Below are 11,832 nucleotides of genomic sequence, written 5' to 3'. Positions count from 1 at the left end.
CCCTCGCACGCTCGGGGCGAGCCTCGGGAGGGGGCCGGCGGACAGTCGCACCGGGCGGGGCCCTCGTGCCCCGCCCGGTGCTACTTCTCGAAGCCGGGGAGCCACTCCTCGAGCACCGTGCGCCAGTCGGCCTCGGCATCGAGCTGGCAGAGCACGCCGATCGACCCGATGGTCACCCGGTGGATGAGCAGGTAGGCGGGCGGCAGGTTCAGCTGCCTGCCCAGCCGGTTGGCCTCGGTCCGCGGGTCGCCGATCCGCATCGCCTGCTCCTGCATCCACGCGCGGGTGAAGCGGAACCGGTCGGCGGCGATCGGCTCCAGCAGCGGGAGCAGGTAGTCCAGGACCGCCTCCGGGTCGACCTGCACCCCCGGCCGCACGAAGCCCTCCGCACGCAGGTCGGCCAGCACCTCCGCCGCGCGTCCTTCCAGCGCCCACCGCACCAGCCGGCCGATCGGCTCCGGGTGGCCGTCGGGCAGCCGGGCGGTCGCGCCGAAGTCGATCACGCCGAGGCGGCCGTCGGGCAGCATCCGGAAGTTGCCCGGGTGCGGGTCGGCGTGCAGCAGGCCGGCGCGCTGCGGCCCGGAGAAGTGCAGCGTGGCCAGCAGCCGCCCGGCGCGGTCGCGCTGCTCCCGGGTTCCCGTGGCGATGATCCGGGACAGCGGCGTCCCCTCGATCCACTCGGAGACGACGACCTTCGGCGCGCTGGCGACGATCCGCGGGACGGCGATCTCCGGGTCTCCGGCGTAGGCGGCGGCGAACGCCCGCTGGGCGTCGGCCTCGAGGCCGTAGTCCAGCTCCTCCACCACCCGCGCCTTGAGCTCGGCGATCAGCGGCTTCACGTCCAGCCCGGGGAAGACGGCGGCGAACAGCCGGGCGAAGCGGGCCAGCTGGTTGAGGTCGCTCATCAGCGCCGTCGCCGCGCCGGGGTACTGGATCTTCACGGCGACGTCGCGGCCGTCCCGCCAGGTGGCACGGTGCACCTGGCCGATGCTGGCCGCCGCGGCCGGCGCGTCGTCGAAATCGGCGAAGCGCTGGCGCCACGTGCCGCCCAGCTGCTGGGCGAGGACCGCGTGCACGGTCCGCACCGGCATCGGCGGCGCCTCCTCCTGCAGCTTGGTGAGCGCCTCGCGGTACGGCGCCGCCATCTCCTCGGGGACCGCCGCCTCGAACACCGACAGCGTCTGGCCGAGCTTCATGGCGCCGCCCTTGAGCTGGCCCAGCACGGCGAACAGCTGCTCGGCGGTGCGCTGCTGCAGCTCGGCGTTCACCGCCTCGGCCGGTCGGCCGGACAACCGCTTGCCGATCCCCAGGGTGGCGCGCCCCGCGGCACCCAGGGGCAGGGAGGCCAGGCGCGCGGTCCGTGCGACCGATCCCCCTGGCATGGCCGGTCGCTCGTCGCTCACGCGTCCTCCTCGCCGGCGGCCGGGCGGAGCGGCGCCGTGTCGTGCCCGGTGAGCCCGAGAGCTCGGTCACCGGCCATTGTCGCCCGAGCGGCGGGGCTCCCGCCCGCAGGGCGTGCTCCACCCCCCTCCGGGGGGCCGTCGCCGGCGGCCGCAGCGCCGCAGCCGCACGACGGGTGCGGGGGCCATCGGCGCAGGTGGGGCAGGAGGTCGGGCGGGCGCAGCTCGACGGTGGCGTCGAGGGTGGCCGGCGCGCCGCGCCCGTCGATGCAGGCCAGCACCTGGCCGGCCGCGAGCACTGCGGTGAGCAGGCAGGTGAGGGTGGCGCCGCTGGGCGGTGGCTCGGTCGCGGTCAGCTGGGCCGCGAGCCGGGGCCAGCGCGGATCGGCGTCCCGGCGGTGCAGGTCCGCGCAGCGCAGGCAGCTGCTGGCGCCGGGCACGACCAGGGGGCCGACGACGCCGGTCTCCCCGCGCACGGTGGCCACCAGGTGCACCCCCGGTACCCCCGGCACCACCGGGTCGGAGGCGGCCCACGGCCGGGTGAGGACCACGAGGTCGGGCCGGAGCCCGGCCGGGAGGGGCCCCAGGTCGGTGAGCGGGCTCGCCCGGCGGACGGCGTCCGCCGCGGCCACGGCACGGGGGCGCCCCTCGTCCGCGGCGGTCACGCCGCCCACCACGGCATCCGCGGCGCTGACCACGCCCGCGTCCCGGACCACGACGCGGCCGACGCCGCTCGCGGCCAGGACCGCGGCCAGCGGCGTGCCCACGCGCGTGGCGCCCTCGACCACCACGGTCGCCCGCCGCCGGGCCCGCCACCCCCCGGCACCGGGGGAGGAGCCGGCGGCAGGCAGTTCCACGGCCGCGCGTGCGGCCGCGGCGGGGCCGGGGTCGATGGCGAGCAGGTCGGCGGGATCGAGGTCGTGGACCAGGCCCGCGGAGCGGAGGGCGTCGACCGCGGCGTCCACGAGCCCCGGCGCCAGGCCCTCCCCGGCGGCCTGGGCCCGCACCGCGCGCCGTGACCGTCGGCCGTCGAGGGCGCGCAGCACGGGCCCCAGCCCGGCGGCGGGCGCCAGGAGCAGCCCGTCGGTGGAGTCCACGCCGCCGACCTGGACGCTCCCGGCGTCCCCGGCGAGCAGCGGGGTCGCCGCGGGGAGGAGGGGATGGGCGTTGTCGCTCACCCGGGCAGGGTGGCAGCCGGGCAGCACCCCCCCGGGCCCGTCGTCCACAGGCCCCACGACGACGGCGGCGCCCCCCTCAGGGGACGCCGCCAGGTGACGTGCCGGAACGGCACCCTCCAGGGGCCCGCGCCGAGCCTGCGGGGGGCGGGGAGGAGGGTGGTCCTCCCTCAGGCCTTGCCGAGGATGCGGTTCATCTTGGTGCCGCAGACCGGGCAGGTGCCCTGCGCCATGCGTCGCCCGGACTCGCTCACCTTGACCTCGCCGTCGAAGTCGCGCTTCTCCTTGCACTTCACGCAGTAGCCGTTGTAGCTCTCCGCCACGGGATCTCCTCGTCTCCGGGGCGCCCCGGCTCGCACGCCGGGCGCCGTTCGCGAGAACGCTACCCGTGGCTGCCCGCGCCGACCGCCCGACGCCGGGCCCGTCCGGGGCGTCCGGCGGTGCCGGGCGCGAGCGCGTTCCCCACAGCTGTGGACGGAGCTGTGGACGCCATGGGGACGGCGTGGCGTGTCGCTGTGCGGAACCGGGGGACGGATCGGGGACGGTCCACCGGCAGCCACCGCGGACGGCGCGCCCACCAGCGCAGACGTCCCCGGGCAGGGTGTGGACCCCCGCGCCCGGGCACCCTCGTCACCGGGTGGAGCGGCGGCGATGTCCACCGTCCGTGCGACCTGCACCCGAGCGGGTGTCCCTGCGCGGGCGCCACGCCCGGACGGTGCCCTACGGTCTCCTCGTGCCCGGAACGACTCCTCCTGCGAGCGCCCTGCCTGAGCCGGCGGACGGCGACGTCGTGGAGGTCCGGCGCAGCAGCCGCCGCCGCCGCACGGTGACCGCCTACCGCGAGCTGGGGCGCACCGTGGTGCTCATCCCGGCGGCCTTCAGCCCGGCCGAGGAGCAGCGCTGGGTCGAGCAGATGGTCGCCAAGCTGCGCACCCGCGAGGAGCGGCGCAAGCGCTCGCTCGGGGGCGACGCCGAGCTCCTGGCGCGGGCGCGGGCGCTCTCTGCCGCCCACCTCGACGGCCTCGCCGAACCGGCCAGCGTGCGGTGGGTGGACAACCAGCACCGCCGCTGGGGCTCCTGCACGCCGGCGGACCGGACGATCCGGCTCTCCAGCCGGCTGCGCTCCATGCCGGAGTACGTCGTCGACTACGTGCTGGTGCACGAGCTGGTGCACCTGCTCGAGCCGGGGCACGACGAGCGGTTCTGGGCCCTGGTGGCGCAGTACCCGCGGGCGGAGCGGGCGCGCGGCTTCCTCGAGGGCGTCGAGCTGGCGTCCACCGCCGGGGCGGCGGGCGCCGACCCGCTCCCCGACGTGGACGGCTGAGCCGCTACCCCTCGCCGCCCAGCTCGCGCCGGTCCTCGTCCTCGTCCTCGGTCGGCGGGTCGTCGGACGGCCGGTCGGGCGCCTGCTCCGCGTCGTCGGCGGTCAGTGCGGCCAGCTCGTCGTCCAACCCCTGGCGGGCGACGAAGTCCAGCGGCTCGTCCAGGTCCTCCGACGTCGGCAGCAGGTCGGGGTGGGACCACAGCCGGTCCCGCTCCGCGCTGCCGTGCTGCTGACCCATCGCCCCCCACACCGTCGCCGCGTCGCGCAGCCGGCGCGGTCGCAGCTGCAGCCCGACCAGCGTGGCGAAGGTCTGCTCGGCGGGGCCGCCGGAGGCCCGGCGGCGGCGCATCGTCTCGGCGAGCGCGGCGTGGCCGGGCAGCCGGTCGGCCGCGGCGGCGGCGACCACGGCGTCCACCCACCCCTCGACGAGGGCCAGCAGGGTCTCCAGGCGCCGCAGGGCCATCTGCTGCTCGGGGGTCTCCTCGGGCTCCAGCACGCCGCTGCCCAGCAGGCGCTGGATGCTCTCCGGGTCGCTCGGGTCCAGCCCGCCGCCCATGCCGCCGGCCATCGCCTCGTTGATGCCCCGCTCGATCGCCTCGCGGTCGATGGTGATGCCGCGGGCGTAGGCGTGCACGGCGTCCTGGAGCTGCTGGCGCAGCCACGGGACGTGCGCGAACAGCCGCTGCGACGCCGCCTCCCGCAGGGCGACGAACAGCCGGACCTCGTCGGCCGGGCGGTCGAGGCCCTCGGCGAAGGAGGCCAGGTTCTGCGGCACGAGCACGCCGGTGCCGGCGGGTGCCAGCGGCAGCCCGACGTCGGTGCTGGTGAGCACCTCCCCGGCCAGCGAACCGAGCGCCTGCCCCACCTGGGCGCCGAACATGAGGCCGCCCATGCGGCCCATGATCCCGGCGATCGGGCCGAGGGACATCGCCGCTTCCTGGGGCAGGGCGCTGGTCATGGCCGCCACCACCCGCTCGGCCAGCGGGTCGATCAGCGCAGCCCACGCGGCCTGGGTCTGCTCCACCCACTCGACCCGCGACCACGCGGTGGTCCGCTCGATGCCGGAGGGCAGCTCGGTCACCTGGTCCAGCCACAGGTCGGCCAGCCGGAGCGACTCGGCGGCCGCGGCGCGCTCCTGCTCCGACGTCGGCTGGTGCCCGGCCGCGAGCTGGCTGATCGCGCCCTGCCGGGCGAGGTCCCAGTTGACCGGACCGCCCGACCAGTTCATGAGCTTCTGCAGCTCGGCGAACAGCGGCATCTTGCCGAGCACGTCCTCGGGCGACCCGCCACCGGCCATGCCGCCGAAGAGGGCGCCGAGGCCGAACGGGTCACCGCCCTGGTCGCCGCGGCCGGGCTCGCGGCGCTCGGGGTCGCGGTCGGACGGGCCGAAGCCGAACGGGATGTCGCTCATGCGCCCACGGTAGACGTGCGATCTTCGGCCGGTGAAGGCGTTCGCCGGCAGCGCACGGCCCCCTGCAGGGCCCGCCGCGAGCCTTCGAGCGGTGGGGGGCAGGAGGTCCTTCACCTAGGCTCGCGCCTCGTGACCCGTCGCAACGCCGTCCTCAGCGTGGGCGCCGTGCTCCTGCTGCTGTTCGGCGTGCTCGGCACGACCGTGCCCGTGCCCTACGTCGCGCAGGTGCCCGGCCCCACCTTCGACACGCTCGGTGAGGTCGACGGCGAGCCGATCATCGCGGTGGAGGGCCGGGAGCGCAACGAGGTGGAGGGCGACCTCAACCTGACCACCGTCGGGGTGAGCCGCAGCGGGCTCAGCCTCGTGCAGGCGGTCCGCGGCTGGTTCGACGACGAGGTCAGCGTCGTCCCCGAGGAGACGGTCTACCCACCGGACCGCAGCGAGGAGGAGACCCGGGAGGTCAACCGCCAGGCCTTCGTCACCTCGGAGCAGGCGGCCGAGAGCGTCGCCCTCGGCGAGCTCGGCTACCCGGAGAAGGTGGTCGTGCGGGGGGTCCCCGAGGGCTCGCCGTCGGAGGGTCAGCTGGAGGAGGGCGACGCCCTGGAGACCGTCGACGGCCGACCGGTGCCCGACGCCGAGGTCCTCGCCGACGTCCTGAGCGGCATCCCACCCGGCACGGAGGTCACCGTCGGCTACACGCGGCTGGGCGAGCCGGGCACCGCCACGATCACCACGCAGGCGGCCGAGGAGCGGGCCGGGTCGCTGCTGGGCGTCAACGTCCTCGACCAACCCTCGGCGCCGTTCGACGTCGACATCCAGGTGGCCGACGTCGGCGGCCCGTCGGCCGGGCTCATGCTCACCCTCGGGATCCTCGACCTGGTCGGGGAGGAGGACCTGACCGGTGGCGCGGCGATCGCCGGCACCGGGACGATCGACCTCGCCGGCAACGTCGGCCCCATCGGCGGCATCGCGCTGAAGATGGTGGCCGCACGCGACATCGGGGCCGACCTCTTCCTCGTCCCGGCCGGCAACTGCGCCGAGGCGCTGGCCGCGCCCGACACCGGCGTGCCGACGGCGCGGGTCGCCACGCTGGACGACGCCCTGACGGCCCTCGCCGACCTGCGCGCCGGCCGCACCCCGGAGGGCTGCTGACCCCGGCGCGCCGACCTGCCCCGGGAACCCCGTGCCGTCCGGTGCGTTGTCCATGAGGCCGGGTTCGCCCGGCGCCGCACCACCCGACCCCCGCGGTCGATCGTCGCGCGGCCGAGAGGCCGCGCCTGCAACTGAAGGAGACCGCTCGTGGCCATGCGGCCCCCCGTGCCGGTACCGACGCTGTCGCGGCGCGCGAAGCTGGTCATCGGCGCCATCGCCGTGCTGCTGGTGCTGTTCACCGCCGTCGGCACCCTCACCAACGTCTACGTCGACTACCTGTGGTTCGACGAGACCGGCTTCACCGAGGTGTTCTGGACCGAGCTCCAGGCCCGCGCGCTGCTGTTCGCCGTGGCGGGCGTGGCGACCGGTGGGCTCACCGCGCTGGCCATGTACCTGGCCTACCGCTTCCGCCCCACGTTCCGCCCCATGTCGCTCGAGCAGCAGAACCTCGAGCGCTACCGCCAGTCCCTGGAGCCGCGGCGCGGCCTGGTGCTCACCGGCATCGCCGTCGTCCTCGGCCTGTTCGCCGGGTTCACCGCGCAGAGCAGCTGGGAGACCTGGCTGTCGTTCCGCAACAGCACCGACTTCGGCCGCACCGACCCCCAGTTCGGCGTCGACCTGTCGTTCTTCGTCTTCGACTACCCCTTCTACCGGCTGCTGCTGGGCTTCGGGTTCGCGGTCGTCATCCTGGCGCTGATCGGCTCGCTGCTGACCCACTACGTGTTCGGTGGGCTGCGGCTGCAGACCCCCGGCCAGAAGCTGACCGGCGCCGCCCGCGTGCAGCTCTCGGTGCTGCTGGGCTTCTTCCTCGCCCTCAAGGCCGTCGCCTACTGGCTGGACCGGTACGGGCTGGTCTACTCCGGCCGCGGCGACGTCTTCACCGGTGCCAGCTACACCGACGTCAACGCCCTGCTGACACCGAAGACGATCCTGGTGTTCGTGGCGGCCGTGTGCGCCCTGGCGTTCTTCGCCAACATCGTCGTCCGCAACTTCCTCCTGCCGGCCGCGGCGCTGGTGCTGCTGCTGGTCTCCAGCCTGGCGATCGGCGTGGCCTACCCGGCGGTCGTCCAGCAGTTCGTCGTCGGCCCCAGCGCCAACGAGAAGGAGGCGCCCTACATCGAGCGGGCGATCGCGGCGACGCGGGACGCCTACGACCTGACCGAGATCGACTACGTGAACTACGCGCAGCAGGCGACGGGCGACGAGGTCGATCCCGAGGCCGCCCTGGCCGATCTGCGCGCGGACTCCGAGACGATCCCGAACGCCCGGCTGCTGGACCCCAACGTGCTCTCCGACACGTTCACCGCGCGCCAGCAGATCCGCAACGTGTACGGCTTCCCCGAGAAGCTGGACATCGACCGCTACACGATCGACGGCGAGACCCGCGACTACGTCGTGGCGGTGCGCGAGCTCAACAGCTCGGGCCTCTCGGAGAACCAGAACACCTGGATCAACCGGCACACCGTCTACACGCACGGCAACGGGTTCGTGGCCGCGCCGGCCAACGAGGTCGTCGCCGGGCAGGAGGGTGGCGAGCCGCGGTTCACCACCCGCGACCTGCCCACCCGCGGCAACATCGACGTCGACGAGCCGCGGATCTACTACGGCGAGCTGATCGAGATCAACGGCCAGGACGTGTACTCCGTCGTCGGGGCCCCCGAGGGCGCCGAGCCGCGCGAGTTCGACCTCCCCGAGGGCGGGTCGGACGAGCGCCAGATCAACAACACCTACGAGGGCGAGGGCGGCGTCGAGATCGGCAGCTTCTTCCGGCAGCTGACCTTCGCGATCCACTACCGCGAGCGCAACTTCCTGCTCTCCAGCGCGGTCAACGAGGAGTCCAAGGTCCTCTACGTCCGCAACCCGCGGGACCGCGTGGAGAAGGTCGCGCCGTTCCTCGAGGTCGACGGCGACCCCTACCCGGCGGTCATCGACGGCGAGATCAAGTGGATCCTCGACGGCTACACGACGTCGGACTCCTACCCCTACGCCGAGCAGACGCAGCTGGGCGAGGTCGCCGCGGATGCGCTGACCGGCACGGGGACGACGGCGCTGCCGAACGAGACGGTCAACTACATCCGGAACTCGGTCAAGGCGACCGTCGACGCCTACGACGGCACCGTGACGCTGTACGAGTGGGACACCGAGGACCCGGTGCTCAAGACCTTCATGAAGGCTTTCCCGGGGGTCGTGCAGGAGCGGGAGTCGATGCCCGAGGCCCTGGTGGACCACGTCCGCTACCCGGAGGACCTGTTCAAGGTGCAGCGGGACATCCTGACCCGCTACCACGTCGACGACCCGCAGAACTTCTACAGCGGCAACGACCGCTGGCAGATCCCGGACGACCCGACGCAGAACACCGACCAGGCCCAGCCGCCGTACTACATCCTGGCGGAGCGGCCCGGCGAGGAGGGCGCGTCGTTCCAGCTGACCAGCGCGCTGAACGCCTTCAACCGGCAGAACCTGTCGGCGTTCGTCTCGGCGTCCAGCGATGCGGACACCTACGGGCAGCTCCAGGTGCTGAGGCTCCCGGGGAACACGCCGTTCCGCGGACCGCAGCAGGTGCAGCAGTCGTTCAACACCAACGACGAGGTCGCCCGTGACCTGAACCTGTTCCGCAGCGCGGACTCCACCCCGGTGTTCGGCAACCTGCTCACCCTGCCGATCGGCGACGGCGGGCTGCTCTACGTCGAGCCGCTCTACGTCGAGGGCACCGGGGAGAACTCCTTCCCGCTGCTGCGCAAGGTGCTGGTCAACTACGGCGACCGGGTCGGCTACGCCGACACGCTGGCCGAGGCGCTGGACCAGGTGTTCGGTCCGGGGGCCGGGGAGTCGGCCGTCGACAGCGACGACACCGGTGCCGACGGCGATGCCTCCGGCGACCTGCCGGAGACGCCCGAGGAACCGGCGCCGGACACGCCGGCGCCGGCCGATCCGCCGGTCAACGGTGGCGGGGACGCCCCGAGCACCCCGGACATGGCGGCCGCGGTGGCCGACATGAACGCGGCGCTCGAGGCGCTCGCCACGGCGCAGCGCGACGGCGACTTCGCCGGCCAGGGGCAGGCGCTGGAGGACCTGCAGGCGGCCGTCACCGCCTACCAGGAGGCGCAGCGGGCAGCCGGGGCAGCCGACTGACGACCCCGGGCGGCGGGTGCCCCGGCACCTGCCGCCCGGGAGCTGGTACGGTGTTGTCACCGACGCGGGGTGGAGCAGCTCGGTAGCTCGCTGGGCTCATAACCCAGAGGTCGCAGGTTCGAATCCTGTCCCCGCTACCACCACGAAGGCCCGGCCCCCAAGGGGCCGGGCCTTCGTCGTTCCTGGCCTCCGGTCGTGCTCGGGCCCCGGGCGGAGGACCGCTCAGCGGGCGTGGAGCGCGCCGGCGTCGGCGTGCTGGCGAGACCGGTGGTCCTCCTCCCGCGGCGTGCGGCGGTACGGCGTGGGGCGGGGGCGCCCGGGTGCCGCGGGGGAGCGGGTGCGGCCGTGCGCGGTGCCCGGATCAGCGGGCGGAGGGGTGAGCGCGTGCTCCGGCGGGTGCGGCCTGGTGGTCAGCGCCGCGAGGAGGGTGTGCGGCCGGGTGCGGTCCTGCTCCGGCACCGGCGGGCCGCCGGCCGGCGGCCGGGCCGGCGCGGCCGGGAACGGTTCGCGCCGCGGCGGGTGCGCCGGGTCGGGCAGGCGCAGCTCGGCGAGGTCCTTCCACGTCGAGTGCCGCAGCCCGTCGACGGTGCACCGCACGCGGGCGGAGACCCGGCCGTCGGGGGTGTGCCGCCAGCCGAGCAGCTCGCCGGAGTACCAGATGCCGCGGTGGTGGATCTCCACCGGCTGCGGGTTCCCGACGAACCTGCCCGCCGCCCGATCCGCCGCCACGAGCCGGACTGTAGGCGGGGCGGCCGCGGGGGAGCCGGAGGCGCGCACGCTCCTCCACCCCGGCCGTGGCGGCCCGTCCCACCGTTCACACGGGTCCGTGCAGTCAGCTGCGCGAGGACTGCCGCCGGCGGTCCGACCGGCTCCTGGGGCGCACCGCGCGTGCCTGGACGAGGCCGGTCAGGCGGCGCTCGCCGGGCAGGCGGGTGCGGCGGAGGGCCTGGGCCACGTACTCGCCGAGGAGCGCCCCCGCGGCGAGGGCCAGCCCGACGGTGATCGCCGTCCCGAGCATCGTGATGCCGCCGATCGTGTCGCCCTCGGTGAGCCGGCGCAGGCCGCGGTAGATCGTGAGCCCGGGCAGCAGCGGGATGATGCCGGCGGCGACGTAGACCAGTGCGGGGACCCGCTGCCGGGCGGCGAGCACGAAGCTGCCCAGGCCGATCGCGACGGCCGCCGCCGCCGTCGCCAGCGTGACCGAGAGCCGCGCCTGGTCCAGCCCGACGAACACGGCCCAGCCCAGCGCCCCGGCGGCGGCCGCGGGGGCCAGGGTGCGCCGGGGGGCGTGGTTGGAGACGGCGAAGGAGGCCGAGATCGCGGCGGCGGCGGCGAGCTGGAGCGGGACGTCCGCGAGGCTGCTGGACGGCGGGTCCCACATGGCGACCGGCACGCCCAGCCGCACCCCGATCGACAGGCCGACGGCGACGCCGCTGATGATCCCGGCGGTGAGCAGGAAGGTCTCGAAGGCCCGGGCGCTCGCGGTCACGTAGAAGCCGGTGATCGCGTCGTGCACCGCGCCGACGAGCGTGACACCGGGCAGCAGCAGCACGATCCCGCCGGCCACGACGAGCGAGGGGCGGACGCCGATGTCCACCGCCACCAGGGCCAGCGCCACTGACGTGGCGATCAGCCCGCCGACGGCGTTGAGGAAGAACGTCGGCAGGCCGCGGCGGCCCAGCCGGTCGATGGCGAGGTCGACGAGCACGGTCGCCCCGAACGCGGCTGCGGTCACCGAGGCGCCGGCGCCGAGCAGCACGGCCACCGCGGCGGCGAGCAGCGCCCGGGCGCCCGTCACGACCCACCGCCGGTAGGGCTGGCGGCTCCTCGCGACCGACTCCAGCCGGCGGTCGGCCTCCGCCGGGGTGACCCGGCCCGCGGCCAGGTCACCCACGACGTTGTGGACGGCGGTCGCGCGCGAGTAGTCCAGCTCGCGCCGCTGCACCAGGCGCAACCCGCTGACGGGCCCGGCGTCCTGGGCAGCGTGGCCGGAGACGGTGATCGAGGTGAAGGTGATGTCGCACTCCACCCGCACCAGGCCGCAGGAGCGGGCCACCACCGTGCAGGTGGCGGTCACCTCGGCGGCGCTGGCCCCGGCGGACAGCAGCAGCTCACCCGCCCGGAGGGCCAGGTCGACGGCGCGGTGGGCGTCCTGCATCGGGAGGGGATCCGGTGGCACCCGCCCACGATCCCCGACGCACCGGGGCCCGCGGGGGTGGGCCTCGTCACCCGCGGGAA

General features: G+C 75.2%; 9 protein-coding genes and 1 tRNA gene. 4 read left to right on the top strand and 6 right to left on the bottom strand.

The window, feature by feature from the left end; translation table 11 throughout:
* Positions 1 to 80: 80 nt before the first annotated feature.
* The 3 genes from E9549_RS01460 to E9549_RS23930 form a co-directional block, all read right to left on the bottom strand.
* Positions 81 to 1,403 (bottom strand): AarF/ABC1/UbiB kinase family protein, encoded by a 1,323-nt coding sequence (locus tag E9549_RS01460; protein WP_236824793.1) that lies wholly within the window; start codon positions 1,401 to 1,403, stop codon positions 81 to 83.
* Positions 1,400 to 2,578 (bottom strand): ThiF family adenylyltransferase, encoded by a 1,179-nt coding sequence (locus tag E9549_RS01455; protein WP_236824792.1) that lies wholly within the window; start codon positions 2,576 to 2,578, stop codon positions 1,400 to 1,402. Before E9549_RS01455 ends, E9549_RS01460 begins: the two co-directional genes overlap by 4 nt.
* 167 nt (positions 2,579 to 2,745) lie before the next feature.
* Complete coding sequence (locus E9549_RS23930) at positions 2,746 to 2,898, bottom strand: DUF5679 domain-containing protein (protein WP_012950213.1); 153 nt, start codon at positions 2,896 to 2,898, stop codon at positions 2,746 to 2,748.
* A gap of 410 nt (positions 2,899 to 3,308) precedes the next feature.
* On the opposite strand from E9549_RS23930, the gene E9549_RS01445 reads away from it, so the two are divergent.
* A complete protein-coding gene (locus tag E9549_RS01445) occupies positions 3,309 to 3,899 on the top strand; it encodes a M48 family metallopeptidase (protein ID WP_236824791.1) in 591 nt (196 codons plus the stop codon).
* Positions 3,900 to 3,903: 4 nt separating this feature from the next.
* Here E9549_RS01445 and E9549_RS01440 read toward each other — a convergent pair whose 3' ends face one another.
* Positions 3,904 to 5,310 (bottom strand): zinc-dependent metalloprotease, encoded by a 1,407-nt coding sequence (locus E9549_RS01440; protein ID WP_236824790.1) that lies wholly within the window; start codon positions 5,308 to 5,310, stop codon positions 3,904 to 3,906.
* Positions 5,311 to 5,439: 129 nt separating this feature from the next.
* Between E9549_RS01440 and E9549_RS01435 the strand changes: the two genes are divergently transcribed.
* From E9549_RS01435 to E9549_RS01425, 3 genes are all read left to right on the top strand, one after another.
* Positions 5,440 to 6,462: a PDZ domain-containing protein gene (locus E9549_RS01435; protein ID WP_236824789.1), complete on the top strand. Its 1,023-nt coding sequence runs from the start codon at positions 5,440 to 5,442 to the stop codon at positions 6,460 to 6,462.
* Between the two features lie 153 nt (positions 6,463 to 6,615).
* Positions 6,616 to 9,594, top strand: coding sequence for a UPF0182 family protein (locus tag E9549_RS01430; RefSeq protein ID WP_236824799.1), 2,979 nt, complete (start codon positions 6,616 to 6,618; stop codon positions 9,592 to 9,594).
* 63 nt (positions 9,595 to 9,657) lie between these two features.
* Positions 9,658 to 9,734: transfer RNA gene (locus E9549_RS01425), tRNA-Met, on the top strand.
* 82 nt (positions 9,735 to 9,816) lie between these two features.
* Here E9549_RS01425 and E9549_RS01420 read toward each other — a convergent pair.
* Positions 9,817 to 10,323, bottom strand: coding sequence for a hypothetical protein (locus E9549_RS01420; protein ID WP_236824788.1), 507 nt, complete (start codon positions 10,321 to 10,323; stop codon positions 9,817 to 9,819).
* A 103-nt stretch (positions 10,324 to 10,426) separates the two neighbouring features.
* A complete protein-coding gene (locus E9549_RS01415) occupies positions 10,427 to 11,773 on the bottom strand; it encodes a threonine/serine exporter ThrE family protein (protein WP_236824787.1) in 1,347 nt (448 codons plus the stop codon).
* Positions 11,774 to 11,832: the final 59 nt, after the last annotated feature.

Origin of the sequence: Blastococcus sp. MG754426 (assembly GCF_021699055.1) — a bacterium.
Taxonomy (GTDB): Bacteria; Actinomycetota; Actinomycetes; order Mycobacteriales; family Geodermatophilaceae; genus Blastococcus.
This window is presented reverse-complemented; position numbering and strand designations above follow the sequence as displayed.